Origin of the sequence: Sphingobium terrigena, from assembly GCF_003591655.1 — a bacterium.
Classification (GTDB): domain Bacteria; phylum Pseudomonadota; class Alphaproteobacteria; order Sphingomonadales; family Sphingomonadaceae; genus Sphingobium; species Sphingobium terrigena.
Map to the genome: position 1 here is coordinate 78,521 of NZ_QVRA01000005.1, position 26,223 is coordinate 104,743.

The 26,223-nt window shown below is 64.1% G+C and carries 29 protein-coding genes; 15 read left to right on the forward strand and 14 right to left on the reverse strand.

The features are described 5' to 3' along the window. Nucleotides 1-85 precede the first annotated feature (85 nt). From yihA to D0Z70_RS07120, 5 genes are all read left to right on the forward strand, one after another. Complete coding sequence (yihA, locus tag D0Z70_RS07100) at nt 86-724, forward strand: ribosome biogenesis GTP-binding protein YihA/YsxC (RefSeq protein ID WP_119744821.1); 639 nt, start codon at nt 86-88, stop codon at nt 722-724. A 249-nt stretch (nt 725-973) separates the two neighbouring features. Beyond that, entirely contained in the window at nt 974-1,276 is a 303-nt protein-coding gene (locus D0Z70_RS07105; RefSeq protein WP_119744824.1) for an alkylphosphonate utilization protein, read from the forward strand. After that, nucleotides 1,273-1,677: a DoxX family protein gene (locus tag D0Z70_RS07110; protein ID WP_239018842.1), complete on the forward strand. Its 405-nt coding sequence runs from the start codon at nt 1,273-1,275 to the stop codon at nt 1,675-1,677. Before D0Z70_RS07105 ends, D0Z70_RS07110 begins: the two co-directional genes overlap by 4 nt. Before the next feature lie 70 nt (nt 1,678-1,747). Continuing rightward, nucleotides 1,748-3,796: a carbon starvation CstA family protein gene (locus D0Z70_RS07115; RefSeq protein ID WP_119745181.1), complete on the forward strand. Its 2,049-nt coding sequence runs from the start codon at nt 1,748-1,750 to the stop codon at nt 3,794-3,796. Further along, nucleotides 3,793-3,978 (forward strand): YbdD/YjiX family protein, encoded by a 186-nt coding sequence (locus D0Z70_RS07120; RefSeq protein ID WP_119744826.1) that lies wholly within the window; start codon nt 3,793-3,795, stop codon nt 3,976-3,978. The genes D0Z70_RS07115 and D0Z70_RS07120 overlap by 4 nt, the downstream gene beginning before the upstream one ends. A 171-nt stretch (nt 3,979-4,149) precedes the next feature. On the opposite strand, the gene D0Z70_RS07125 is transcribed toward D0Z70_RS07120, so the two are convergent. Next, nucleotides 4,150-5,067 (reverse strand): XdhC family protein, encoded by a 918-nt coding sequence (locus D0Z70_RS07125; RefSeq protein ID WP_119744828.1) that lies wholly within the window; start codon nt 5,065-5,067, stop codon nt 4,150-4,152. A 41-nt stretch (nt 5,068-5,108) separates the two neighbouring features. Continuing rightward, complete coding sequence (locus D0Z70_RS07130) at nt 5,109-5,777, reverse strand: S24 family peptidase (RefSeq protein WP_119744830.1); 669 nt, start codon at nt 5,775-5,777, stop codon at nt 5,109-5,111. Between the two features lie 297 nt (nt 5,778-6,074). Between D0Z70_RS07130 and D0Z70_RS07140 the strand changes: the two genes are divergently transcribed. Then, a complete protein-coding gene (locus D0Z70_RS07140) occupies nt 6,075-6,446 on the forward strand; it encodes a hypothetical protein (RefSeq protein WP_119744834.1) in 372 nt (123 codons plus the stop codon). A 183-nt stretch (nt 6,447-6,629) separates the two neighbouring features. Here the strand turns inward: D0Z70_RS07140 and D0Z70_RS07145 are convergent, their stop codons facing one another. Next, complete coding sequence (locus tag D0Z70_RS07145) at nt 6,630-7,493, reverse strand: hypothetical protein (protein ID WP_119745183.1); 864 nt, start codon at nt 7,491-7,493, stop codon at nt 6,630-6,632. Nucleotides 7,494-7,552: 59 nt separating this feature from the next. Continuing rightward, nucleotides 7,553-8,779 (reverse strand): TIGR04063 family PEP-CTERM/XrtA system glycosyltransferase, encoded by a 1,227-nt coding sequence (locus D0Z70_RS07150; protein ID WP_119744836.1) that lies wholly within the window; start codon nt 8,777-8,779, stop codon nt 7,553-7,555. A 91-nt stretch (nt 8,780-8,870) separates the two neighbouring features. On the opposite strand from D0Z70_RS07150, the gene D0Z70_RS25640 reads away from it, so the two are divergent. Genes D0Z70_RS25640 through D0Z70_RS07160 form a run of 3 tightly spaced genes read left to right on the forward strand, consistent with a single transcriptional unit; the run spans nt 8,871 to nt 11,030 of the window. Then, on the forward strand, nt 8,871-8,993 hold the full coding sequence (locus tag D0Z70_RS25640; RefSeq protein WP_275402208.1) for a hypothetical protein: 123 nt from the start codon (nt 8,871-8,873) through the stop codon (nt 8,991-8,993). Then, nucleotides 8,986-10,353, forward strand: a complete 1,368-nt coding sequence (locus D0Z70_RS07155) for a putative O-glycosylation ligase, exosortase A system-associated (protein WP_119744838.1) — start codon at nt 8,986-8,988, stop codon at nt 10,351-10,353. Before D0Z70_RS25640 ends, D0Z70_RS07155 begins: the two co-directional genes overlap by 8 nt. Next, the gene (locus D0Z70_RS07160; protein WP_119744840.1) at nt 10,350-11,030 is read left to right on the forward strand and encodes a hypothetical protein; all 681 of its coding nucleotides are present in this window, start codon (nt 10,350-10,352) and stop codon (nt 11,028-11,030) included. Before D0Z70_RS07155 ends, D0Z70_RS07160 begins: the two co-directional genes overlap by 4 nt. On the opposite strand, the gene D0Z70_RS07165 is transcribed toward D0Z70_RS07160, so the two are convergent. After that, nucleotides 11,020-11,574 carry a type 1 glutamine amidotransferase domain-containing protein gene (locus tag D0Z70_RS07165; RefSeq protein ID WP_119744842.1) on the reverse strand — a complete coding sequence of 185 codons (555 nt, stop codon included), beginning with the start codon at nt 11,572-11,574 and terminating at the stop codon, nt 11,020-11,022. The two genes, D0Z70_RS07160 and D0Z70_RS07165, sit on opposite strands and share 11 nt — an antisense overlap. A gap of 105 nt (nt 11,575-11,679) precedes the next feature. Between D0Z70_RS07165 and D0Z70_RS07170 the strand changes: the two genes are divergently transcribed. Both D0Z70_RS07170 and D0Z70_RS07175 read left to right on the forward strand, forming a co-directional pair. Next, complete coding sequence (locus tag D0Z70_RS07170; protein WP_119744844.1) at nt 11,680-12,660, forward strand: DNA topoisomerase IB; 981 nt, start codon at nt 11,680-11,682, stop codon at nt 12,658-12,660. Nucleotides 12,661-12,680: 20 nt separating this feature from the next. Next, complete coding sequence (locus tag D0Z70_RS07175) at nt 12,681-13,835, forward strand: mechanosensitive ion channel family protein (protein WP_119744846.1); 1,155 nt, start codon at nt 12,681-12,683, stop codon at nt 13,833-13,835. Between the two features lie 6 nt (nt 13,836-13,841). Here the strand turns inward: D0Z70_RS07175 and dgcA are convergent, their stop codons facing one another. Next, a complete protein-coding gene (dgcA, locus tag D0Z70_RS07180) occupies nt 13,842-14,819 on the reverse strand; it encodes an N-acetyl-D-Glu racemase DgcA (protein WP_119744848.1) in 978 nt (325 codons plus the stop codon). Nucleotides 14,820-14,926: 107 nt separating this feature from the next. Here dgcA and D0Z70_RS07185 point away from each other — a divergent pair, with 107 nt between their 5' ends. Next, nucleotides 14,927-16,714, forward strand: a complete 1,788-nt coding sequence (locus D0Z70_RS07185) for an ABC transporter transmembrane domain-containing protein (protein ID WP_119744850.1) — start codon at nt 14,927-14,929, stop codon at nt 16,712-16,714. Between the two features lie 18 nt (nt 16,715-16,732). On the opposite strand, the gene D0Z70_RS07190 is transcribed toward D0Z70_RS07185, so the two are convergent. From D0Z70_RS07190 to D0Z70_RS07210, 5 genes are all read right to left on the reverse strand, one after another. Beyond that, a complete protein-coding gene (locus D0Z70_RS07190) occupies nt 16,733-17,062 on the reverse strand; it encodes a PilZ domain-containing protein (protein ID WP_119744853.1) in 330 nt (109 codons plus the stop codon). Nucleotides 17,063-17,275: 213 nt separating this feature from the next. Then, nucleotides 17,276-17,698 carry an ExbD/TolR family protein gene (locus tag D0Z70_RS07195; protein ID WP_006959125.1) on the reverse strand — a complete coding sequence of 141 codons (423 nt, stop codon included), beginning with the start codon at nt 17,696-17,698 and terminating at the stop codon, nt 17,276-17,278. A gap of 24 nt (nt 17,699-17,722) precedes the next feature. After that, nucleotides 17,723-18,211, reverse strand: a complete 489-nt coding sequence (locus D0Z70_RS07200; RefSeq protein WP_119744855.1) for an ExbD/TolR family protein — start codon at nt 18,209-18,211, stop codon at nt 17,723-17,725. Nucleotides 18,212-18,329: 118 nt separating this feature from the next. Beyond that, nucleotides 18,330-19,085 carry a MotA/TolQ/ExbB proton channel family protein gene (locus tag D0Z70_RS07205; RefSeq protein ID WP_182913875.1) on the reverse strand — a complete coding sequence of 252 codons (756 nt, stop codon included), beginning with the start codon at nt 19,083-19,085 and terminating at the stop codon, nt 18,330-18,332. Nucleotides 19,086-19,157: 72 nt separating this feature from the next. Continuing rightward, on the reverse strand, nt 19,158-19,817 hold the full coding sequence (locus tag D0Z70_RS07210) for an energy transducer TonB (protein WP_119744859.1): 660 nt from the start codon (nt 19,815-19,817) through the stop codon (nt 19,158-19,160). 348 nt (nt 19,818-20,165) lie between these two features. Between D0Z70_RS07210 and D0Z70_RS07215 the strand changes: the two genes are divergently transcribed. After that, nucleotides 20,166-20,942, forward strand: a complete 777-nt coding sequence (locus tag D0Z70_RS07215; protein WP_119744861.1) for a hypothetical protein — start codon at nt 20,166-20,168, stop codon at nt 20,940-20,942. 85 nt (nt 20,943-21,027) lie between these two features. After that, nucleotides 21,028-22,332 (forward strand): homoserine dehydrogenase, encoded by a 1,305-nt coding sequence (locus tag D0Z70_RS07220; RefSeq protein ID WP_119744863.1) that lies wholly within the window; start codon nt 21,028-21,030, stop codon nt 22,330-22,332. Between the two features lie 6 nt (nt 22,333-22,338). On the opposite strand, the gene D0Z70_RS07225 is transcribed toward D0Z70_RS07220, so the two are convergent. Next, nucleotides 22,339-22,764 carry a hypothetical protein gene (locus D0Z70_RS07225; protein ID WP_119744865.1) on the reverse strand — a complete coding sequence of 142 codons (426 nt, stop codon included), beginning with the start codon at nt 22,762-22,764 and terminating at the stop codon, nt 22,339-22,341. Between the two features lie 116 nt (nt 22,765-22,880). Here D0Z70_RS07225 and glpX point away from each other — a divergent pair, with 116 nt between their 5' ends. Next, nucleotides 22,881-23,864: a class II fructose-bisphosphatase gene (glpX, locus tag D0Z70_RS07230; RefSeq protein ID WP_119745185.1), complete on the forward strand. Its 984-nt coding sequence runs from the start codon at nt 22,881-22,883 to the stop codon at nt 23,862-23,864. A gap of 56 nt (nt 23,865-23,920) precedes the next feature. Here the strand turns inward: glpX and D0Z70_RS07235 are convergent, their stop codons facing one another. Together D0Z70_RS07235 and D0Z70_RS07240 are read right to left on the reverse strand one after the other, a co-directional pair. Continuing rightward, nucleotides 23,921-24,298 carry a MerC domain-containing protein gene (locus tag D0Z70_RS07235; protein WP_119744867.1) on the reverse strand — a complete coding sequence of 126 codons (378 nt, stop codon included), beginning with the start codon at nt 24,296-24,298 and terminating at the stop codon, nt 23,921-23,923. A gap of 89 nt (nt 24,299-24,387) precedes the next feature. Further along, entirely contained in the window at nt 24,388-26,175 is a 1,788-nt protein-coding gene (locus D0Z70_RS07240; RefSeq protein ID WP_182913876.1) for a sensor domain-containing diguanylate cyclase, read from the reverse strand. Between the last annotated feature and the right edge of the window lie 48 nt (nt 26,176-26,223).

Here is a 26,223-nt window from a genome sequence, read left to right on the forward strand (position 1 = left end):
TGCCATCGATAGGGTGACACCCCTCCACCACCGCTTCGCGGCGGTCCCCCTCCCCTTGCAGGGGAGGATTTGAAAGGTGAACGACATGGACTCCCCTGACCTGACCGAAGAAGCGCGCAAGGTTTTTTCCGGGCCGATCACCTTCCTCAAATCCGCGCCGACGCTGGAATTTCTGCCCGACATGGCGGTCAACGAAGTGGCGTTTGCGGGCCGGTCCAATGTCGGCAAATCATCGCTGCTCAACGCGCTGACAAACCGCAACAATCTGGCGCGCACGTCCAACACTCCGGGGCGGACGCAGGAGCTGAACTTCTTTGACGTGGGCGAGCCGCTGCGCTTCCGCCTGGTCGACATGCCGGGCTATGGCTATGCCAAGGCACCCAAGGATGTGGTGCGCAAATGGAAGTTCCTGGTGAACGACTATCTGCGCGGGCGGGCCGCGCTCAAGCGCGCGCTGGTGCTGATCGACAGCCGCCACGGCATCAAGGAGGTCGATACCGACATGCTGGATATGCTGGATGGCGCAGCGGTGAGCTATCGCATCATCCTGACCAAGGCGGACAAGATCAAGGCGAGCGAACTGGCGGCAGTGACGCAAGCGACCGCCGACGCAATTCGCAAGCGCCCCGCCGCCCATCCCGACATCATCGCCACGTCCGCCGAAAAGGGCATGGGCCTGCCCGAATTGCGCACCGCCGTGCTGGAAGCAGTGACGATCGGATAAAAGCTCCACGCGAAGAATTTCCCCCGCGAGGCAGGGCTATTGCGTATGGTTTTCCATTATCCACAAACGTCATGCTGAACTTGTTTCAGCATCCATCATGCCCCGAAAGCGGCTGTTCGTGACGAGAAATGGATCCTGAAACAAGTTCAGGATGACGATTAAGGGCGGGGCCGTTTCATATTCGATAGCCCTGTTCACAACGGGGAGATGCCTGGACAATCTCGATCGAACTGCATTTAGGAATTGACCATGGCCGACGACGATTATGTCTATGACGAAGCGAGTGGCGAGTGGATCAGTGCCGCTGATGCCGCGCAGGCCGACAGCGAGCCGAACAGTGTCGAAGTGCGCGATTCGGTTGGCAATGTGCTGGCCGATGGCGATCAGGTAACGCTGATCAAGGATCTGACGGTCAAGGGCGCGGGCCAGACGCTGAAGCGGGGCACGCTGATCAAATCGATCCGGCTGACCGGGGACGCGCAGGAAATCGACTGCAAGTTTGACGGGATCAAGGGGCTGGTGCTGCGCGCCGAATTTGTGCGCAAGCGGTGAACGAAAGCCGCGGCCGCAGGATCGCGCGGTGGGTGCTGGCGCTGGCCTATCTGGTCGCGGGGGTGGCGCATTTGCGGTCGCCCGGCGGCTTCATCGCGATTACGCCGGGCTGGGTGTCCTACCCTGCGACGGTGATTTTCCTGACCGGTCTGGCCGAGATCGCCGGCGCGGTCGGGCTGATGGTGCCGCGGTTGCGCAAGGCGGCAGGCATTGGTCTGGCACTCTATGCACTGTGCGTATGGCCGGCCAATATCAACCATGCTTTCCATGATATAGCGATTGGCGGTGTGCATCTGGGCTGGGCCTATCATGGCCCGCGCCTGGCGTTGCAGCCGGTGATCATCTGGTGGGCGCTGTGGGCGGCCCATGTCATCGACTGGCCCTTTGCCCGGCGCGATTAGCCAGCGATTGTCTTTCCGGTTCAGCGCCCTACTGTGCGGCCTTCCCTACTGACGAGCGTGAGAGAGCATGATGACCCGGCATCTTCCCTGGATAGCCATCGCTATCATCGGCGCGGTGGCGCTGGGCGTCGTTGCGGTGTCGCGGGGCGAGGCAGTCAATGCGCTGTGGATCGTCGTCGCTGCGGTCAGCTGTTTCCTCGTCGCCTATCGCTATTATGCCCTGTTTATCGCGACCAAGGTGATGCGGCTCGATCCGTCCCGGCCCACCCCGGCGCTGCGCCGTGCCGATGGGCTGGACTATGTCGCGACCGACCGAACGGTCCTGTTTGGCCATCATTTCGCGGCGATTGCGGGCGCGGGTCCGCTGGTCGGGCCGGTGCTGGCGGCGCAGATGGGCTATCTACCCGGCACATTGTGGATCATCGTCGGTGTCGTATTGGCGGGCGCGGTGCAGGATTTCATGGTCCTGTTCATTTCCATGCGCCGCGACGGCAAGTCGCTGGGCGAACTGATCCGCATGGAAATGGGGCAATGGGCCGGGACGATTGCCTTGTTCGGTGCCTTCATGATCATGGTCATCATTCTGGCCGTGCTGGCGCTGATCGTGGTGAAGGCGCTGGCGGAGAGCCCGTGGGGTATGTTCACGGTGGCGGCGACCGTGCCGCTGGCGATGATCATGGGTGCCTATACGCGCTGGATCAGGCCGGGGCGGATCGGCGAAGTGTCGCTGCTGGGGCTGGTCGGCTTGCTGGCCGCGATCGTCTATGGGCAGGCGGTGGCGGCTTCGCCCTTCTGGGGACCGGTGTTTACCTTCACGCCGCTGACGCTCTGCTGGATATTGATCGGCTATGGCGCGGTAGCGTCGGTCCTGCCGGTGTGGCTGCTGCTGGCACCGCGCGATTATCTATCGACCTTCCTTAAGATCGGGGCGATTGCGGCGCTGGCGGTCGGCATCGTCATCATGGCGCCGCCGCTGAAAATGCCTGCGTTGACGCAGTTTGTGGATGGCGGCGGGCCGGTATGGGCGGGCGGCCTGTTTCCCTTCCTGTTCATCACTATCGCCTGCGGCGCGGTGTCGGGCTTCCATGCGCTGATTTCCAGCGGCACCACGCCCAAGCTGATCGCCAGTGAGGGTCATGCCCGCGTGATCGGCTATGGTGCGATGCTGATGGAGGCGTTCGTGGCGATCATGGCGCTGGTCGGCGCGTCGATCCTGGACCCCGGCATCTATTTCACGATGAACAGCCCCACCGCGCTGATCGGCACCGATGCGGCCAGCGCGTCTGCCGCCGTGACTGCGATGGGCTTTCCGATCTCGCCCGACCTCATCACCCAGACGGCGAAGGATGTCGGCGAACATAGCATCATCAGCCGCGCGGGCGGCGCGCCGACGCTGGCGGTCGCGATGGCGGAGATATTCAGCCATGTCGTCGGCGGCCCGGCGATGAAGGCTTTTTGGTATCATTTCGCGATATTGTTCGAGGCGCTGTTCATCCTGACGGCGGTGGACGCAGGGACGCGCGCCGGGCGCTTCATGTTGCAGGATCTGATCGGGCTGGCGGTGCCAAGCTTCAAGGAGAGCAAGGGCCATATGCCCGGCATCGTCGCCACCGCGCTGACGGTCGCGGCCTGGGGCTTCTTCCTGCATCAGGGGGTTACCGATCCGCTGGGCGGGGTGAACACGCTGTGGCCGGTGTTCGGCATTTCGAACCAGATGCTCGCCGCGATCGCGCTGATGCTGGCGACGGTCGTGCTGTTCCGCATGAAGCGCGACCGCTATGCCTGGGTCACGATGATCCCGACCGCCTGGCTGCTGGTCTGCACTTTGTCGGCGGGATGGCTGAAGCTATTTTCGGCTGATGCCAAGGTAGGTTTCCTGGCCCATGCCGCGAAGTTCAGCGCGGCGGCAGGCGCGGGCGAGGTGCTGGCCCCGGCCAAGTCGATGGCGGAAATGGAGCGGATCATCTTCAACGACCGGGTCGATGCGGCACTGGTCGCGCTGTTCCTGTCGGTGGTGCTGGCGCTGCTGTTCTTCACCATCCGCACCTGCATTGCCGCACGGCGAAGCGCGGCACCGACCGCGCGCGAAATTCCGGCGCAACTGGTGCCAGCGCAATGAGCGGATTTCTGACCATGCTGCGGCAGACCGCGCGACTGATGGTCGGGATACCCGACTATGACGCCTATCTGCGCCATATGCTGACCCACCATCCCGACCAGCCCGCGATGGACCGGACACAATTTTTTCGCGACCGGCAGGAAGCGCGTTATGGCGGAAAAAATGGCGGGAAATGCTGCTGATACGGGTAATATTACGTTTGTAAAATGCCCGACAACGACAGAAAATTACAAGTTTGTTGCGGAATCCTGTTGATTTGATCAACCATCCTGCTAGGCGGCAGCGTCCTTTTTGCCCGACAGCTTCTGGGATGTGCCCCCTGCCCCATCCCTTGCGGCAGGGGGCAGTTCATTTCAGCGCCGCGCGTTGAAGCCCGCCACCATCCCCGCCGTGATCGACAGCGCGATTTCCGCCGCGCCGATTGCACCGATATCCAGCCCTGCCGGGCCGTCAATTCGCGCGAGATCGTCCGCATCAAAGCCCTGCGCCGCCAGCCGCTCCAGCCGCGCGGCGTGGCTCTTGCGTGATCCCAGCGCGGCGACATAGCCAGTCGGTGCGCGCAGCGCGGCCTCCAGCGCCGGATCGTCAATCTTGATGTCATGGCTGAGCGTCACCACCGCGGTCGATTCGCCGGGGAAGCGCGCGGCGATGGCTTCGTCCGGCCAGCGATCATCCAGTTCAACGCCGGGGAAGCGTTCCGCCGTCAGGAACCGCCCGCGCGGGTCGATCACGACCGGGGTCACGCCGATGGCCTGTGCCAGCGGGACGAGCGACTGGGCGATCTGCACGGCACCGACGATCAGCAGGCGGCGCGGCGGATCATAGCGGTTGAGGAAATCGCCCTCGCCCGCCTGTTCGCGGGTGATTCCGCTGGCAAGGTCGGTTGCCAGCGTCAGCGCCCGGCCTCGCGCGCTGGCGGCCTCGATCCGGTCGAACAGGTCGGGGGCAAAGCCATCCTCCACCACGGGTTGGACCAAGACGGCGATTTCACCGCCGCAGGGCAGGCCGACTTCCCAGGCATCGCCATCGGCCACGCCATAGGTGGCGACATGGGCGGTGCGCCCGGCGATCACCTCGGCGGCGCGGTGCAGCACGTCGCTTTCGACGCAGCCGCCAGAAATGCTGCCTTCAAAGCGGCCGTCCTGATGGACGATCATATGGCTGCCGCGCGGGCGCGGGGCGGACCCCCAGGTCGACACCACCGTCGCCAGCGCCAGCCTGGCGCCGCGCCATTCCAAAGCCTTGCGGATCACCGCGCCATTATCGTTCAAACTGGGACTCCTCTGGCGCCAAGATAGGAACGCCTCCCCCGCTACACCAGACGCCTGCCGGTCCAGACGACCCGGCCGACAATATCCACCAGCGCCGGGTCGATATCGGTCCAGTCGGGATAATGGAGATTGTCGCTGACGACGCTGAAGCGCCCGCGCAATGGTCCCATCGCGATCCGCTTGACCATCAGCACCCCGTCCAGCCGCAACACATAGACGCCGTCGCGCAACCGGGTGGCGTCATCGTCATGATCGACCATGATGTCGTCGCCATCGCTGAGTGTCGGCGCCATCGATTCGCCATCGACCCGGATGATCGACACGCGCTGCGGTCGCACTCCCAGATGACGCAGCCAGTGGGCGTCGAACGCCATCACGCCTGCTGCGCGCTCATCATCGTCCAGCGTACCGACCCCCGCCGACGCGCCCAGCGCCAGACGCGGCACCGCCACCACCGCGGGCATCCCGCGCGTGCGGGCGGGAATCGCCACCGGCGCTGTGCTGCCGCCCAGCATCTGTTCGGCCACGCCAAAATAGCGGGCCAGCACATGGCGGTCCGCCTCATCCAGTTTGCGCGGGGTGCCGCGTTTGATGAACTGCTGAATGTAAGCGGGGTTGCGGCCGATCAGCCGGGACAGATCGGCATAATTTTCCCCCCGTTCGGCAATCAGCCGATCCAGCGCGATCCGGGCGTTCTGCGATTCATCCATATCCAGTCCATAATGATAGGAATTTTCCTAGACAAGTAGGAAATTGGCTTAGAGATAGGAATATACCTATCGGCTTGCAGCGGGCGAGTCGGACCAACAGGGGAGAAAGACGCCGATGCTGTTGCACGCGATCGAACGATTCCTTCGCCAATATGACATGCCGCCGACCACCTTCGGACGCGCCAGCACGCGCGATCCACGGCTGGTTTTCGACCTGCGCCAGGGGCGCGAGCCGGGGGACCGCGTGAGGAGACGAATAGAACATTTCATGAACACATATCGCAGGAGCATCAGCCAATGACAAGCGTGCATCATGGATTTCGGCCTGAGAATCTGGTCCGAAACAAACCGATAGGAAAAACCCAGCGCGACCCGCTGCCGCGCTTGCTGGAGCAGCTGCTCAAGCGCGCTGGCGCGCCGACGACGATCGAGCGCGCAGTGAGCCGCCCCTGGGCCAGCGCCCTGTTCGAGGGGCGTCGCCATGTCATCGCGCTGCGCCTGTCGGGCGCGAAGGTTGCGACGCGACTCTGCGATTTTGTCGAAGGCATAGAAAGCGCGGAATGGCAGCTGCCTGGCCATTTCGTCGCCGACATCACCATAGATGAGGTGCGGGAGGGCGAGGGTGAAATCTGGCTGGAGCTGTCGGCGCTGACAATCGAGGACTGGTGAAATACAAGGTCAAAGCCGATCCAGACGGCACGTTGCCGAAGCATCCTCCCCTGCAAGGGGAGGTGGATGGCCGCAGGCCAGACGGAGGGGTGTCACCCTATCGATAGGGCAACACCCCTCCGTCATCGCTTCGCGCTGACACCTCCCCTGCAAGGGGAGGATCAGAAAGCTGTCGATTTGACTCTAGCGCCCCCGGCCAGCCATGCTGCGCAATGCACCAAGCGCAGCCCGCAGGGCGTCGTCGGCGTCCTGCGCCACCGTGTCGCGCACCGGCACGGCGGGTGTGACCGGCATGTCGGCGATGACCCGCACGACACCTGTTTCCGCCGCCGGGGTGCGGCTGCGCAGGGCGAGGCCGCGTTCCAGCCGCTGGGTCAGTTCAGTGATCGACAGACCCTGGGTCGGAATGGGATCGAGCGGCGGGGGCGTGATGGGCGCTGCGTCTTGCGGCGCTTCGTCCTCTACGTCTGGTTCGACCAGCGGCGCGGCGGGCCGCAGGAAGGTCGGCTGGGGCAATTCTTCTTCGGCAATCGGCAAGGGCGCGCTCGGCATGACCAAGCCGGCGGACGGAACGATGGCGTTCTGCTCCGGTTCTGGATGCACGACCAGCGGCCTGCGCGGCGCATCGGGGCGGGCAAAAATGTCGGCACCGCCAAAATCGCGGCTGGCAAAGATCGGCGCGCGGGCGGGAGCATCAGGATGCGCGTCGGCACGGCGCAACAATGGCGCATCGCGTTCGACAGGGGCAGCACGTCCCCGCGTCAGCGCGGTCAGTTTGGAAAAGGCGAAACCCATTTTTCTTGCTCCCTGGACGCGCAACCTGCGTCTCTCTTGTTCAGCTGGCCGGTCCTGCCGGCGCATCATCCCCATCAGTCCCACCGCCATCAGCGCGGCAAAGCCCGCCAGCAGCAGCCGGGCTTTCAACCCCAGAGGCGGCGCAGCGGCGGGCAAGCTTTCCGACAGGCCGCTTGACGCCACGACCATTTCGATCAGCCCGACCGGAATCCACAGCACCAACAGCGCCGCGGCCAGGCCGCCCAGCGCCATGATGGCGATCCCCCTTGTCTGTGCTGCCTTCATGGCCACTGTAATTCTTCAAACCTCGATCAGGCCGCCGCGCGCGTGCCGGCAGGACGCGCCAGCAGCTGCTGGTAAACAGGTTCGTAACGCAAAATGTTTGACGACCAGTTACGCTCACGCTCAACAAAGGCGCGGGCGAGCGCGCGCCGTTCGTCCCATATGCTGCGATCCGCAAACAGGCCCGCCAGCGCGGCGGCCATGCCGGCCGGATCATCGGGCGGGAACAATGTCCCGGTGACGCCATCCTCGATCAGTTCGCGGTGGCCGCCGACGCTGGATGCGGCGACCAGCTGCCCCTGCGCCATGGCTTCGAGCGGCTTTAAGGGCGTGACCAGATCGGTCAGCCGCATCGCCTTGCGCGGATAGGCCAATATGTCGATCTGGGCATAATAGTTTTCGACCTGATCGTGCGGCACCCGCCCGACAAAGACGATATGGTCGGCAAAGGGAGAGGCCAGCGCCTGATCGCGCAAAGCCTGTTCGCGCGGGCCGCCACCCACCAGCAGCAGCTTGGCCCTGGGCCGGGCGCGGACAAGTCGCGGCATCGCGGCGATCAGATCGTCCAGCCCTTCATAATCATAGAAGCTGCCGATGAAGCCGACGACGTCGGCCCCTTCGAGGCCCAATTGCGCCGTCAGCGCCGGATCGCGCGGCACGGGTGTGCCGAACTGGTCCATATCGACGCCATTGGGCGACACGATGATCTTGGCCGGGTCGATGCCGCGCGTGGCGAGATCGCTGCGCAGCCCTTCGCAGATGACCGCAACCGCATCGGCATTGCGCACCGCATGGGTTTCAAGCTGGCGGGTCAGCCAGTAACGCGGGCTGCCCTCCGTCCCGGTACCATTGCCGACCGCCGCATCTTCCCAGAAGGCGCGGATTTCGTAGACCAGGGGGATGCCATGACGCTTGGCCACGCGCTGCGCGGCGATGGCGTTCAGCACCGGCGAATGGGCGTGGATGATGTCGGGCCGCCATTGCTGCACCAGCGCATCGATCGCGTCGGCATGGGCGGCAATGTCGCGCCATTCGCGCAGCACCGGATTGCCGGTGGCGGGCGCGCCGGGGGTGCGGTGGAAGTGAAGGCCGTCCACCACCTCCTCCAGCGGACCTGACGCACTGTGGCGATGCCCGGTTATGCCGCGCACCTCCCAGCCTCTGGCCATCTGCGCCCGCAGGATGGCGCGGGTGCGGAAGGTGTAGCCGCTGTGCAGCGGCAGGCTGTGGTCCAGCACATGAAGAATATGGGTCATAGCCCATGGACTTAACCACAAAAGGTTTAACGGCCCGTCAACTGTGTCGCGTTAGGGAGGGTCGGGTAGCCAGTGGAACCACCAAGACGCAATGATCGACACCCTGTCCCTGCTGATCAGCCATGGCGTGATCCTGCTCGCCGCGTGGCGGCTGTTGCCGCGCGCGGATCTCGATCGCGATCCGCCAGTAGAGGAAAGCGCGCGCGATGCGTGACCTGTTCTTCCTCGCCTTCCTGGCCGTGTTTTTCCTGATGGGGCTTAGGCGGCCGTTCCTGCTGGTTGCGGTCTATGCCTATATCGACATCGTATCGCCCCAGCGCCTGTCCTATTTCCTGCTCAATTCAATCCCGATTTCCGCCATCGCCTTTGCCGCGATGGTGGGGGCCTGGCTGGTGATCGACGACAAGAAGGATTGCCGCTTTTCCGCGCGACAGGCGCTGCTGCTGATCCTGCTGATCTGGTGCGGCTATACCACCGCGACCGCCGATTTCCCGGTCGAGGCACTGACCAAATGGAACTGGGTGTGGAAGGCGATCATTGCGGGCATCTTCCTGCCGCTCACGCTCCGCACGCGGCTGCGAATCGAGGCGATGACCGTTTTCATGATCCTGTGCGCCAGCACGATCATCATCAATGGCGGGCTGAAAACCGCGCTGTCGGGCGGCGGCTATGGCGTGCTGAACCTGATGGTCGACAATAATAGCGGCCTGTATGAAGGGTCGATCATCAGCTGCGTCGCCATTTCGTTGATCCCGCTGATCCTGTGGCTGTCGAAACATGGCACCATCTTTCCGCCGGACGACTGGCGGGTGAAGGGCTTTTGCTACTGCCTGTGTCTGGCCTGCCTGCTGATGCCGATTGGCACTGAGGCACGCACGGGGCTGGTGTGCATCGTCATTCTGGCCGGGCTGATGCTGGTGCGATCGCCGCGTCGCTTCGTCTACGGGCCGCTGATGCTGCTCGCCGCGCTGGTCTCCATCCCCTTCCTGCCCGCCAGCTTCACCCAGCGGATGCAGACAATCGAAAATCATCAGGGTGACGAGAGCGCATCGACCCGCGTGGCGGTGTGGATGTGGACGCTCGACTATGTAAAAACCCATCCGGGCGGCGGCGGCTTCGACAATTATCTCCAGAACAGCTTTACCTATTTCGCGCAGAGCGAAGTGGGCGACGGCGACGCCAAGCGGGTCGAGCGGCGGCTGGTGACCGACAAGGGCCGCGCCTATCACAGCGCCTATTTCGAGATGCTGGGCGAACAGGGCTATTTCGGCTTCCTGCTCTGGGCGCTGATCCACGGCATCTGCTTCATCCGCACCGAAATGATCCGCCGTATGTACGCCAAGCGGGCGGGACCGGACGAGGCGTGGGTCGCGCCCTTCGCGCTGGCGCTGCAACAGGGGCATATTATCTACATGATCGGATCACTGTTCGTGGGCATCGCCTATCAGCCCTTCATCTTCATGATGCTGGCGCTCCAGATCGGTCTGGACACTTATCTCAGCCGTAGGCGCAAGGCCGCGGCACGGCTTGACCTCAACGCGGCAATGAACCGGACGCGCGGGGCGCTGGCATGAGCGGCGAATTGCGCGCGTTGGGGCTGGTTCACGGCCTGTTGCTGGGGCTGCTGCTGGCATCGCCACTGATCGCGCCGGGGCTGCTGCCCTGGGGGGTGGAGGCACTGTTCATCATCGGCGCGTTCCAGTTGCGGCTGGCCGACCGGCGTTGGGACATGCGCGATGGCTGGCGCAGCTGGATCAGCCATATCCGCATGGCACCGTTGCGGCTGATCCCCTGGGGCGCGGCGGCAACCGTCGCGCTGATCGCAGGCAATGGCGCGCGGGCGCAAGCGATCCTGATCGCCGCGTCGCTGTGCGAATTGCTGGTCTATCCGGTCTGCACCCATGTGCTGGCCCGGCTGTCGCGGCGCGTGGTCGGCGCGGTGCTGGTGCTGCTGATCCTGATCGGCTTGAGCGCTGTAGGCGAGACGATCCGCTACATGATCTGCTTCATGACCGGGATGAGCGCCTGCCTATTCTGGCTGCGCGGTCCCGATGGGGAGGGCCATGCGCTGGGGCTGGCGCTGGCCGGGCTGGTCGCTGCGGCGATAGCACCGGTGTTTTGGCCTGCCGTCCTGCCCGTCGCCTTCCCTGCCGCCATCGTCTGCGCGACATTGGCGCTGGCGCATGTCTCGACGCTGCGCCGCCGCCCGGTCCCATGGCGGGCGGGCGGCGGTACACAGGTCAGGCCGTAACGGTTCCGGCTTCCACCACCGCCTTGCTGAAGGCTTCGATGAAGGCAGGGATATCGTCGGGCTTGCGGCTGGTGATGATGTTGCCGTCCACCACGACGGCTTGATCGACCACATTTCCGCCAGCATTGCGAAGGTCGGTGCGAACCGATGGCCAGCCAGTGACGGTCCGGCCATTCACAACGTCAGCCTCCACCAACAGCCATGGGCCATGGCAGATCGCGGCGACCGGCTTGCCCGTGGTCACGAACGCGCGCACCAGCGACACGGCGGCGGCATTGGTGCGCAGCGTATCGGGATTGGCGACGCCGCCGGGCAGGATCAGCCCGTCATATCCCTCTATCCTGACGGCATCGAGGCGGATGTCAGGCGTGATGGTGTCGCCTTTTTCATCATGTTTCATGCCCTGAATAGGGTTCAGGTCCGGCGATGCTAACGTCACACTGGCCCCCGCCGCGATCAGGGCGTCGCGGGGATCGAACAATTCGGACTGCTCGAATCCGTCGGTCGCGATGATGAGGATACGGCTGTTGGTAATGGCGGGCATGGGGCTTCTCCTTGCGCCTGATGGGAGACAGGCTAACGGACCGCCGCCCGACCCGTTGCGGAACGAAGCGATGAAAGGTGGGTTTTTGGCCATGAGAAGGACAATATGGCCACCCAATCCCTCATCCACGTAGATGACAGCATCCCCGGCATTTCGCGACGCGCGCTAAAAAGCGGCTGGGGCTATTACCAGCCCGATGGCGGGCGCATCGCCGACCGGGACGAGATTGGGCGACTGAACGCCATCGCCCTGCCCCCTGCCTATCGCGATTGCTGGTTCTGCCCGATGCCCCATGGCCATATCTTGGCGACGGGGCATGACGAGCGGGGCCGCAAGCAATATCGCTATCATCCCGATTTTCGCGCGACGCGGGAGGCGCAGAAATATGAAGGCTGCGCCGGCTTCGGTCGCGCCCTGCCCAAATTGCGCGCGCAACTGGAGGCGGACCTGTCGCAGCGCGGGTTGCGCAAGGAACGGACGGTCGCGGCTGTAGTGCGGCTGCTGGACCTGGGGCGGTTGCGCGTGGGCAATGAATATTATGCCACGACCAACAAGAGTTTCGGCGCGACGACCCTGCGCCGTCGCCATATAGACCTCACCGGCAAGGCGCTGACGCTGCGCTATCGCGCCAAGTCGGGCAAGCAGCATCAGGTGACGCTGACCGACACACGGCTGCTGCGTTTCGTGCGGCAGGTGCAGGATTTGCCGGGCCAGCATCTGTTCAAATATCTGGACGAGGATGGCGAGGCGCGGCCGATCACATCGAGCGACGTCAACGCCTATATCGCGCAGGCCATGGGCGGTCCCTTCACCGCCAAGCATTTTCGCACATGGGGCGCATCGACCGTCGCTTTTGCCACATTGGCCGCCGGACCGGTGTCGATGAAGGGCTTGCTGGAACCGGTGGCGGCCGCGCTGGGCAATACGCCCGCGATCAGCCGCAAAAGCTATATCCACCCTGCCCTGCTCGACCTGTGCAAGGATGGACAGGATGCGTGGCGCGCGGGGCTTCGCCTGCCGCGTTCAACACGCTATCTGTCTCGCGAAGAACGCGGACTCATCGCATTTCTCGACACTTTAGCCTGATACAGACTAACGGGACCAGCATGGCCAATAAAACTGAACCTGCCGCCGCCGCCGTATCGGTGCGCGCGCCCGATTTCGTCGAAATGTGGCGATCGACCAGCGACTGGTTCGCTGTTCACTATGTCCAGATCATCGTCGCCATTGGCGCGGGCGTTCTGATCTACCTCCTCCTGGCGGCGCTGCGCTCGTTCGGGAAAAGATGGCGCGGCACCCGTGGCGACCCGCTGGGCTATGCCAATGTACTGGGCCGGGCGGTGGCGCGGACATCCCATTTCTTCATGGTCATGGTCGCGGCCAAGCTGGTCGCGGGTTATGCCGATCCGCCTGCGGTGCTGTTCAAGACGATTGCGTTTCTCTTCACCATCGCCGCGGTGTTGCAGGGGGCGATCTGGGCGCGGGAGATCATCCTGGGGCTGATCGAGCGCAAGACGCTGGCGGAGGATGGCCAGGGCGAGACGCTGGCCAACGCGATGGGCCTGATTCGCGTGCTGGTGACCTTTGCCCTGTTCGCGATCGCCACCATCGTCGTGCTCGACAATCTGGGGGTCAACGTCACTGGCCTGGTCGCGGGTCTTGGCATTGGCGGCATCGCCATTGGCCTGGCTGCGCAGGGAATTTTCTCCGACCTGTTCGCCGCGCTGTCTATCATCTTCGACAAGCCGTTCCGGCGCGGCGAGATCATCACCTATGACCAGACCACTGCGCGGGTCGAGAAGATTGGCCTCAAAAGCACAAGGCTGCGCGCGATGAGCGGGGAGAAGAAGGTCATCTCCAACGCCAATCTGTTGCAGAAGGAAATTACCAGCCTGCAGACGCTGATCCAGCGGCGCGTGACCTTTGCGATCGGCATCATCTACCAGACGCCGGAGGAGAAGGCCGAAGCGATACCGGAGATGCTGCGCGAGATTGTCGAGGCAGAAGGGTTCATCTTCGTCAATGCTGGCCTTGTCCGCTTTGGCGCGAGTTCGCTGGACTATGAGGTGAATTTCGACGTGCCGGACCCCGATACGCATGATTATTTCCTGTCGCGGCACCGCATGGGGCTGGCGATCTGGAAGCGGTTTAACGCGGAAGGGATAGAGTTCGCCTATCCTACCCAGACCAGCTTCACCGCTGCGCCGGATGGACGAACCATCATGCCTTATCCAGAGGTGCAGCCGGTGCGATCCGCCTGACGCAGCTTATTTACCCATCCCCCACAGGCTGCCGGGCTGAAGCAGGCCGTCCTCCAGCGCCAGCCCGCCGTCGCGATCCCGCGCCAGCAGCAGCGCACCGTCAAGGTCGATCCAGTCCGCCCCCTGCGCCACCAGCGCTGCGGGCGCGATGCCAAGCGAGGTGCCGAGCATACAGCCGACCATGACGCGAAAGCCCCGGTCCCGCGCCGCCTGACGCAGCGCCAGCGCTTCGGTCAGACCGCCGGCCTTGTCGAGCTTGATATTCACCGCGTCGAAATCGCCAAGCCGATCAAGGTCCGCGCTGGTGTGGCAGCTTTCGTCAGCACAGAGCGGCAGCGGCGCGCGGACCCCGGCCAGCGCCGCTTCCCGGCCATGGATCACCGGCTGTTCGACCATCTCGACGCCAAGGTCGGCCAGCACCTGCGCCTCTGTGGCAATGTCCAGATCATGCCAGCTTTCATTGGCATCGACGATCAGCCGCGCGTCGGGTGCGCCCGTCCGGACCGCTGCGATGCGCGCCCGGTCGCCCTCGCCAGTCAGCTTGCATTTGAGCAGGGCAAAGCCGCGCCCCGCCGCTGTTCGCGCCGCCGCCTCCATCGTCGCGGGATCGCCAAGGCTGATGGTGAAGGCGGTGGGTAGAGGGGTGGGTGCGGCCAGCCCGGCAAGTTGCCAGACCGGCACGCCCGCACGCTTCGCTTCCAGATCCCACAGAGCGCAGTCGAGCGCATTGCGCGCCGCGCCGCGCGGCATCTGCGTCAATAGCGCCTGCCGGTCGAGCGGCCCGGCATAGGCGCGGATCGCCGCTGCGCAGCCCTCTGCCGTCTCGCCCTCATAATAGATCGCCGTCCCCTCGCCCCGGCCGACATGGGTGCCGTCACCTACGGTGCAAACGACCACGTCCACATCGGTCTTGGCCCCGCGAGCGATGATGAACGCGCCCGCCACCGGCCAGCGTTCGACGGTCGCGGACAATAGGTGGATCATTGCTGGCTCCAATGGCGTGAACAGACCGACCGCCTATGCGCGAAAGTCGCACGCGCCACCAGCCCCGCCCCATTGAGGCTTGGTTGGCAGCCTGCTAAGCGCCGCGCATGGAGGAACAACCCACCCCGTCGCTGCGCACCAGCGCCCGTCCCGCGCTTGGCAGCCTGGCGATGCTGTGGATGTTCGCCAAACGCTATCCGGGGCGGATCGCGGGCGCGTTGGCGGCACTGATCGTGTCGTCTGCCGCGACGCTGGGCATCCCCAGCGGCTTCCGGCTGGTCATCGACCGGGGCTTCATGGGCGGGGGCGATATCAGCCGCTGGTTTGAATATCTGCTGTTGATCGTCATCATCCTGGCTGTTGCGAGCGCGCTGCGCTTTTACTTCGTGTCCTGGCTGGGCGAGCGGGTGGTTGCCGATATTCGCAGCGCCACCCAGGCGAATCTGCTGCGGCAGGCGCCCCGTTTCTTTGAAGAAAACCGCCCGTCCGAAATCGCCTCGCGGATGACCGCTGATACTGCCGTGGTCGAACAGGTGGTCGGATCGACCGTGTCGATCGCGCTGCGCAATCTGGTGACCGGCATTGGCGGCCTCATCTATCTGTTCGCGCTGGCGCCCAAGCTGGCGGCGATGCTGCTGCTGGGCATACCCGTCATCCTGCTGGTGCTGATCAGTCTGGGGCGCAAGGTGCGCAGCCTATCGCGCGCCAGTCAGGACCGGCTGGCCGATGTCGGTAGCGTCACCAACGAAGTGCTGGCGGCGATGAAGATCGTCCAGGCGTTCGGGCAGGAGGGGCGCGAAGCCGCGCGGTTCGACGCCACGGTCGAAAGCGGGTTCGGTACTGCGCGGCGGCGCATCCGGCTGCGCGCAATCATGACGGCGGTGGTGATATCGCTGGTGTTCGGATCGATCACGGCGGTGATGTGGCAGGGCGCGCTGGACGTCGCGGCGGGGAAGCTGTCGGGCGGAAGCATTGCCGCGTTCGTGCTGACCGGCGGGCTGGTCGCAGGCGCCTTCGGATCGCTTTCCGAAAGCTGGGGCGATCTGCTGCGCGGTGCGGGGGCGGCCAGTCGCCTGCATGAGTTGATGACTGCCACGCCGGACATATTGCCGCCTGCCAGCCCGACCATCATTCCGCCGGCGGCGCATGGCGCGCGGCTGACGTTCGAGGATGTGCATTTCCATTATCCGACCCGGCCCGATCAGGCGGCGCTCAATGGCGTGTCGATCGACGTTGCGCCGGGCGAAACGGTGGCGGTGGTCGGGCCGTCGGGGGCTGGCAAATCGACGCTGATCCAGTTGGCGTTGCGATTTTACGATCCGGCGTCCGGCGTGGTCCGGTTGAACGGCGTACCCCTGCCGCAGGCCGATCCCGCCGCCTTGCGCGCGATGATGGCGATGGTGCCGCAGGACAGCGTGATCTTCGCCGCGTCGGCGCGTGACAATCTGCGCTATGGCCGGTGGGACGCGACCGACGAACAGATTTGGGATGCCGCCCGCGCCGCCAATGCCGAGGGCTTCCTGCGCGCGCTGCCGCAGGGGCTGGACAGTCCGATGGGGGAAGCAGGTACGCGCCTGTCGGGTGGGCAGCGGCAAAGGCTGTCGATCGCGCGCGCGCTGCTGCGCGATGCGCCGATCCTGTTGCTCGATGAGGCGACCTCTGCGCTCGATGCTGAATCGGAACGGCTGGTGCAGGATGCGCTTGGCCGGTTGATGCAGGGGCGCACGACCATCGTCATCGCCCATAGGCTAGCGACGGTGCGCGCTGCGGACCGGATCATCGTGCTGGACGAAGGGCGGATCGTCGAACAGGGCGATCATGCGTCGCTGGTCGCGCAGGGCGGCCTCTATGCGCGCCTTGCCAATTTGCAGTTTCAGGATGCGCCGCTGATCTGACCTTTTGGGCGTTGGCGCTCAAACGAACGCCGGGCCGCTGCTCAGCTTGAGGATATGATCGAGGATCGCGGGATGGAGCGGGCGTTCAAAGGCGCAGCCTGCTTCATGTGCGCGGGACCATAGGACGCGGGCGCGGCGCCCCTCGAACCCCGGCAGCATGATCCATAATTCGCTGCCGCTGGTCAGTTTCATGAAGCTCTGAAGGCGAAAGCCGGTGACGGAAACGTCAGCAATGCGGCTGTTGAACCAGGTCTCACCGGGACGGCGCACACGGACGCTGATCTGCACATAGCTGCGCTCGGCAAGCCGTGCCTTTCGATCGAAATCAGTCTGTCGCTCGGCACCCATGGCTCACTATCGCCCATCCTTTCCCGCCAATATCGACGATCGGGGTAAGCAAAGGGTTAAGGGGGGGCGACCCCACGCAAAATGCGTGCAAAAAAGGGGCCGCCCGAAGGCGACCCCCTGAAAGTTTGGCATCATCCAAACTCTGATCCCGCCCTGCCCGCCTGGAAAAACGGGAAGTCCTGACACAAACTGGCAGGCGCGGACAATCAGCGTTTAGAAATTGCCATATTGTTCGTTGCCGACGAAGCCCAGCTTCGTCACGCCCGCGCGCTTGATCTCCGCCAGCACCTCATCAACGGTGACATAGCGGGTCTGCGCGTTCGGCTGGAACTGAAGTTCCGGCTCGACCGGCAGGCGCAGCGACTGCTGCAGATATTGACGCAGGGTCAGCAGGTCGATCGCCGAACCGTTCCAGGTGATGATCCCGGCCTGGTCGATGGCGACCTTGTTCTTCACCGGATCGATCGGGCTATCCGTCGGCGGTGCGCTCTGCGGCAGGTCGATCTTGACCGCGTGGGTCTGGATCGGAATCGTGATGATGAACATGATGAGGAGAACGAGCATGACGTCGATCAACGGCGTCGTGTTCATTTCCATCATCGGTTCGCCTTCATCGGAACCCATGCTCATGGCCATAGCGAAATCTCCTTAATCAGCCGGTCAGAGGCGGGTCGTCGTCGTGCCGGGTTCCGGCTCGGAGATGAAGCCCACCTTGGGGAAACCGGCGCGCTGCATCGTGTAGATCGTACCACCGATGCACCGGTAGGGGGTGTTGATGTCGCCGCGGATATGCACTTCGGGCATGTCTTCGGGCGTCATATTTTCGACGCCGCCTGCCTTCTTGATATCCGATTCCAGCTTCGCAACGGCCCGGTTGAGCAGATCGCTGGAATCGACCTTGGTCATGTTCCAGAAAACAGCGCAGCTGCCATCCGACCCGGTCGTGACCGAGAGGGAGACATTTTCGGGCTTCGTCGTGGTCGGCTCGAACGCCACCTTGGGAAGTTGCAGTTCGACCGTCTGGACGACGACCGGGACCGCGATGAGAAAGATGATGAGCAACACCAGCATGACGTCGACGAGCGGCGTCGTGTTGATGTCGGACAACGGTTTGTCGTCACCGCCGCCGGGGCCAACACTCATTGCCATTGATAATATCCTAACATTGGTGTCGATGGCGCCTCACCATCGCGACGAGGCCCATGGTCGGCGGGGAACGGGATGGTCGCAGCGGCCATCCCGTTCCCGCGCCGGCATCTCAAGACAATCAGGCCTTGGTCGGCGCAGCAACCGGCTTGGCAGCAGGTGCGGCGGGAGCCGGAGCAACGCTGGGCTTAACCGCGCCGTTCGACACCAGATAGGCCAGCAGATCGACGGTGAAGCCGTTAAGCTGTTCGGCGATCGACTTGTTGCGGCGCTGCAGGAAGTTGTAGGCGAGCACCGCGGGAACGGCCACGGCCAGACCCAGGGCGGTCATGATGAGCGCTTCACCGACGGGACCGGCGACCGCGTCGATCGAGGCCTGACCGGCTGCACCGATCTTGATCAGCGCGCGATAGATGCCGATAACGGTACCGAACAGACCGATGAACGGCGAGGTCGAACCCACGGTTGCGAGGAAGGCGAGACCGCCACCCAGCGACGAGTTGATCGCGGCTTCCGAACGGCCGAGCGAACCGTGCAGCCAGTCATGCGCTTCGACCGGATCGGTCAGCTTGGTATGTTCTTCCTGCGCCTTGATGCCGTCATCGACGATCTGCTTGTAGGCGGAGTTCTTTTCCAGCTTGGCCGAGCCTTCCTTGATGTTGGCGGCGCGCCAGAAGGTCGCACGAACCTTCTTGCCCTGGTTGATCACCTTCTGCTGTTCGATCAGCTTGGTGAAGAGAATGTAGAAAGTGCCGACCGACATGCCGCACAGAATGAGGAACACGGTCCAGGCGATCGTGCCGCCCTGTTCCAGAGCTTCCATCAGGCCATAGGGGTTTTCCGGCTTCGGCGCCGCAGCTGCGAGATACATCAACATGTTCAAGACTTCCCTCTCAATGAGATCAAGCTAGAGCAAGGCGGCGCCGGGCGCGCACCTTGCCCGTTTGGATTATTCCGGCAGACGCCAGGTGATACGGCCATTGTACGTATCGGGCATTTCCGCACCATCAGACCCCTTGGCCGGCTTGAAACGCGCACGGCGCGGCAGCAGGCGGCAGGTCGCCTCATCGAGATCCGGGTGGCCGGTCGAGGAGGTGATGGTGCAGTCGGTCACCCGACCATCAGCACCGATTTGCAGGCGGAACCCTGCCGTACCGGAGCGTTCTTCACGCTGGGCGCGGCTTGGATAATCCGCATCGCTAAGCCAGCTGCCGGGCGCACTGCGCGGGGTAGCGCGGCTTGCGGCGACAGGCGGCGGCGGCGGGGCCGGCGGCGGCGGCGGGGCGGCGACCGGAACCGGGTTGAACACCGGAGGGGGCGTCCGAACAACGGTCATGGTCGGCGCAGGCGCCGGGGTCTGCACGATCGGCGGCGGGGCCACGACCGGCGGCGGCTCGACCGGCTGGTCTGGCGGCGGCGGCGGCGGCTCCTCGTCCGGTGGCGGCGGCTCTTCCTTCACGTCGATCACGTTCAGCTGTTCTGCCGCCTTTTTGACATATTTCATGCCAAGACCGGTGACGAAGGCATAGCCAAGAACAGCGTGAATCAGGGCGACGATGATGATCGAGACAGTCCGACTCGATCCTTGCGAGTGGTCAGCATAGGCCATTCGGCAACGACACTCCTTAACTCATCTTACCAGTGGTTTATACAAATCAGCCAAAAACGACCCAAGCCGACCGGGCTACCCCGGCCACCTTCGGCCCCTGTCCGTCCAATTGCTACCGCGCAAACTCCTATCGCGGCATATCGTGGCACGCAAACGCTTTATCGATATGTTCATTTGCGGTTACCATTTCATAGCGGAATGACTTGCCTGTGACATCCTTGCCACGAGCCAAAACATAGGACGAAGCTGATCATGAAATCCACCACCCTGTTGTACCGGCTCGCGCTGCCATGCCTCATTTCAGCCGCAAATCTCGCGGTTTCTCCGGCTTTAGCGCAACAATCGCCGATGACAGCGCAATCGAGGGTTGCGACTGGCGGCCTGTCCTATGCCGACATTGTAGACCTGGCGGACAATGCGCCGCTGGTCGCACATGTGCGAATCCGCAACATCATCACATTGAAGCCCGAACAGGCCGGAGACGTCCCGGCAGGCTATAGACGGCTGTTTATCGAGGGCGATGTGACGGGTTTGATTCGCGGCGATGCGGGAATCGCCCCCCTTGTCAGCTGGCTCTATGATGCCCCGATCAATGCGCGCGGCAAATTGCCCAAGCTAAAGAAAGCACAGGTCATCCTGTTCGCCCGACCCGGCAGCCGCCCCGGCCAGATCCAACTGGTTGCCCGCGACGCGCAGATTCCGGCAACGCCCGCCGAAATCGACCGGGTCAAAGGCATATTGTCGGCTCTGGTCGCACGCGATGCCCCGCCGCGCATCCTGGGGCTGGGCGATGCCTTCCATGTCGCGGGTACGGTGGCGGGCGAGGGTGAGACGCAGATTTTCCTGCGCACCGAAAAGGGCGATCCGGTGTCGCTCTCGATTTTGCGTCGGCCCGGCGAACCGCCCCGCTGGGCAGTGGCGCTGGGCGAGATTGTCGACGAAGCCGCCCGCCCGCCCGTTCCCGGCAGCCTGCTCTGGTATCGCCTGGCCTGCGCGCTGCCCCCTGCCCTGCCCGCCCGCGCGGTGCGCACCCTGTCCGTGCAGGATGCCGAAGCGGCGCGCGCAGACTATAGGGTGGTGATTGATGCACTGGGGCCGTGCGGGCGGACGCGGACGCCCGGCTGATACAGCTTTTGCTTGGACGGGCGCGCACCTGTCGCTATCAGCGCGGGCTTCATCACCTGCGCCGATTATAGAGAGAGACGTCCCCATGACCAATCTGCACCGCCATGCCCCGCTGCGCGTCGCGCTCGTCGGCCTCGGCACGGTGGGTGGAGGCGTCATCCGGCTGCTCAACACCAATGGCGACCTGATCGCCAGGCGCGCGGGTTGCCCGATCCAGGTCGTCGCGATTTCGGCGCGCGACCGGAACAAGGATCGCGGCGTTGATCTGTCCCCCTATGAATGGGTGGACGATATGAACAGCCTGGCGACGCGCGACGATATCGACGTCGTTGTCGAACTGATCGGCGGGTCGGACGGCCCGGCGCTGACGCTGGCGCGGCACTGCCTGAATGCAGGCAAGCCCTTCGTCACGGCGAACAAGGCGATGCTGGCCCATCACGGGCTGGACCTGGCACGCCTTGCTGAAAAGGGCGGCATAGCGCTGAAATATGAAGCTGCGGTCGCGGGCGGCATTCCGGTGATCAAGGGGATGCGCGAAGGCGCGGCGGCGAACGAGATTTCGCGCGTCTATGGCATCCTGAATGGCACCTGCAATTACATCCTGACGACGATGGAGAAGGAAGGCCGGGGCTTTGACGAGGTACTGAAGGAAGCGCAGGAACTGGGCTATGCCGAGGCTGATCCCAGTTTCGACATTGATGGCGTGGATGCGGCGCATAAGCTGACCATCCTGGCCAGCCTGGCGTTCGGCACCGAACTGGATTTTGCCGCCGTCGCCACCACTGGCATCCGCCACGTCATCGCCGCCGACATTGCCGAGGCCGCCGCGCTGGGCTTCCGCATCCGGCTGGTCGGCATGGCGCAGAACGGTGCAGACGGGCTGTTCCAGCGGGTCCACCCGATGCTGGTGCCGCTCGACCATCCGCTGGCGCATGTCGATGGATCGTTGAACGCGGTGGTGGCGGAGGGGAATTTCGTCGGTCGCCTCTTCTTCCAGGGGCGCGGCGCGGGCGATGGCCCGACGGCCTCGGCTGTGGTCGCCGACCTGATCGACGTCGCGCGTGATGAATATGGTGACGCCTTCGCCATGCCGGTCGCGGCGCTGACCCCGCAGAACACCGCCGATGCGGGCGCGCGGGTCGGCCGCACCTATTTGCGCTTCATGGTGCAGGACCGCCCCGGCGTGCTGGCCGAAATCGCCGCTGCCACGCGGGATGCGGGCGTATCGATTGAAAGCATGATCCAGCGCGGCGCGCATCAGGAGGATGGCGTGCTGGTCGCCATCGTCACCCATGCGGGCGAGGAGCGCTGCATCCGCGACACGCTGGAGCGGCTTGCGGGATCGGAAAGCCTGCTCGGCACGCCGATGGTGATGCACATTCTCGACTGAGCAAATTCAATGCTGCCCGGCACCTTTGAAACGGTCCGGGAGCGGCGGCGGTACGGCGAGGTCGGCATCGGGATCGATGATCGCGGTCACGCTCTTGCGCACAACGTCCGCCACCTTGAACACCGACAGGCCGCCGACACATCCCGTCCCCTGCCCGCCGACCACGCCGCAACTGCCCTGCCGTACCGCCGCTGCCGATGCACGCGGGGCATCCCCCCTCACGACACCACTCTGCATAGATTCGCGTGGGAGAGGCAGGCGTTCGCGGGCATTGCGTTCGGCACGATTCCCGCACACCACAATTGCGTCGCCGCTGCGGTCGCATGGTTTGACGACCTGTGTTTTGGCGCGATAGGCGGCCATCAACGCTTCGTCCGCCGCCTGCGCATCCAACGGCAAGAGGAGAATGAGGAGGCTGGCCAGAGCTTTCATTGCATCCAATCCATCACGCAATCATGGCTGCATGATGGCCGACACCCTTCCCCGCTCGACAAGGACGGGGCAACGGCCTATCCGCTCTGCGCATAAGAAAAGGCAGAGGAATGAAGATGGTACAGGCAAGTTCGACGCTGGATCGCGTGTTGGTGCTGGAAATGGTCCGCGTTACCGAAGCGGCGGCCATTGCCGCGTCGAAGCTGATCGGCCGGGGCGATGAGAAAGCCGCCGATGCCGCCGCTGTCGAAGCCATGCGCCTGGCCTTCAACGACCTCTATATGGACGGCACCGTCGTGATCGGAGAGGGTGAGCGCGACGAGGCGCCGATGCTCTATATTGGCGAGAAGGTCGGCAATGCCATCGGCACCGGGCCGAAGATCGACATCGCGCTCGACCCGCTGGAGGGCACCACCATCACCGCCAAGGCCGGGCCGAACGCGCTCGCCGTGCTGGCCATTTCCGAAGAAGGCGGGCTGCTCAACGCGCCCGACGTCTATATGGACAAGCTGGCGGTGGGGCCGGGCTATCCCGATGGGATCATCGATCTGGCCCGGTCGGCGAAGGAAAATGTCGAGGCGGTCGCCGCCGCCAAAGGGGTGGAACCCGCCGACATCATCGTGTGCGTGCTGGACCGGCCGCGCCACGAGAAACTGATCGCGGAATTGCGGGCCATTGGTTGCGGCATCATGCTGATCCCCGATGGCGATGTGGCCGGCGTGATCGCGACGACCGATCCTGAGACCACGATCGACATCTATATGGGGTCGGGCGGTGCGCCGGAAGGGGTGCTGGCCTGTGCAGCGCTGCGCTGCGTTGGCGGGCAGTTCAAGGGTCGCCTGCTATTCCGCAACGAGGATGAGAAGCAGCGCGCCCGCAAATGGGGGATCACCGATCTCGACAAGATTTATGACCTGAAGGAACTGGCCAAGGGCGACTGCATCTTCGCCGCCACCGGGGTCACTGACGGGTCATTGCTCGACGGGGTCAAGCGGCTGCCGGGCGGCAAGCTGACGACCGAAAGCGTGGTGATGCGCGCCAGCACCGGCACGGTGCGCTGGGTCAAGGGCGAACATCGGCTGAACGCCAAGCCGGCATAAGCGACAATGAGCCGGACATAGTGAAAGGGAGCCTGCTGGCTCCCTTCTTTGCGGACCTAGCGCCCGGCGCGGTGGTTGAGGTCGTGGCCCAGCGCCAAGATGCCGACACCGATCAGCGTATAGACGCTTTCCTGCCAGCCATGATCCATGGTCAGCGCCCCGGCCATCACGCCGAGTCCCAACGCTCCGATCGCGGCGGGCATCATGAAGCGGTGGACCATCGCGCCATGGCCCAGCGCGATCGCGCCCAGCAATATGGCCAGCACCAGTCCCGCTTCATGAAAGATAGGGCTTTCAAAGATTCCGCCTGCCGTCGCCAGCAGGCCCAGCACGACGGCGGTGACGAAGCAATGCGCCAGGCACAGGCCTGACAGCGCGATTGCGAAGCGATCGAGGCGGCCGGACAAGAGGAGGTGGCGAAGGGACTGCGACATGCTGGCTGCTACATAGGCCAACCCATCATAAGTTACAACATATCATTGCGTGTTTTTGTGGACGGGCATGAACCTGCCGTCCGCCGCGTCTAAGCCGCCAGACGCAGGCAGTTACGGCCGCTATGCTTGGCACGATACAGCGCCTTGTCAGCTGCCTCCAGCATCGCCGATCGGGTCGATTTGCCGTCCAGTTCCACGAGGCCGGCACTGAACGTGACGGAGATGGCCTCTCCCCCCGCTTCGTCCACCGGGATCGGATCGATCATGCGGACGCGCAGCCGTTCGCAGATCATGCTCGCGCGATCGATGTCGCTGTCGGCCAGCAGGATCGCAAATTCCTCGCCACCCAGACGACCGATGCTGTCGACGCTTCGCAGCCCCGGCCGCAGCCGTTCGACAAAGGCGGTGAGTACCCGGTCGCCTGCGCCATGGCCGTAGCGGTCGTTGACCGCCTTGAAATGGTCGATGTCGATCAACAACAGGCAGGATCGCGCGCCCTGACGCGCGCGCAATATTTCCGCTTCCAGCTTTTCGAGGAAGGCGTGGCGACTGTCCGCGCCAGTCAGCGAATCGCGCGCAGCGACCTGTTGCAGCGCCTGCTGGCGTGCCTTGTGCCGCGACATGTCGCGAATCATGCTGACAACGCCGCTGGGTTTGCCACGTTCATCCACCACCGCGCGGCTGACCATCTCGCACCATTGCAGGTCGCCATCGGACACGAGGGGACGAAATTCCACCATGTGGTTCACGCCCGGATGCGCCAGCGCGCGACGGTGGGTAGCGATGACGAGTGCACGGTCGTGCGGATCGACCAGATTGGCGGCGGACTGGCCAATCAGCAGTTCGGGCGCGCAGCCAATCTGTTCGGCAGCCGAGGGCGAGGCATAATGGATGATGCCGTCCACACCGATGTTGAGGACCACGTCGCCGCTATGTTCGGCAATGGCGCGATAACGCGCTTCGCTATCCTGCAACATCAAGAACAGGCGCCGACGGCTGTTGAGTTCGGCCGCAACCAACATGCTCAGCAGGAAGCTGAGGGCGAGGTAGAATTGAAAATATTGCACCCGCGCCCCGGTCGATCCGGGGATGAGCGTCATCGGGCCGACGCCATGCATGGTTGCCACTCCACCGACGACTGCCAGGATGATGATGGACGCCGCCGCGCCCATCTGTCCGGTGCGAAAGGCGATCAGGACCAGCGGCAGGAGTGACGCGAACAGCAGTGGATAGCGTGCCCAGAAAAATATATGGACGATGCCTAGGGCGAACAGCGCCAGCAGCCCGACCATCTCGACCTTCGCCCGCACCGGCGTGTCACGCCACCAGCGGCCACATTCCCCCTGCAACAACAGGATCATGATCGGCGCGAAGGTCAGCCCGCCCAGCACATGACCGCTATACCATTGCAGCCAGGACGCTCCGAATGGCACCGGGCTCAGGAAGGAGGCGACGGTCGCTGCCATGGCAGCGGCGATCACATTGGCAACGCCACACAGGGCGATGATGAACACCATCAACGGGCGGATCGCACCGATAATCCGACGATCCGGCACGAAGCGACGGCAGATGATCGCAACGATCAGCGATTCGACGACATTGATCGCAGCCATCGGGATGGCGGCCAGCGGTCCCATGCCGAACAGGGCGGTGGCGACTGCGCTGGCGATGGCGCAGGCGATGATGGCACGCGGCCAGTAGCGGGTGCGCGATGTCAGCAATTCTGCCATCAGGAAAGCGTTGGCGCCCCAGATGAAGGCGAGGCCGCCTTCAAAGCGGGAGAGCAGCAGCGCCACCGTCGCCACGACGAAGTACACGCTGCCGGTGATGACCGGCGCGAATATCGAAGAGGAGTGACGAAGGGCGGACCGTTGCATGTTGGCAAGGAGGCTAGCGCGGCATCCTTAATATTTGCTCACTATTCG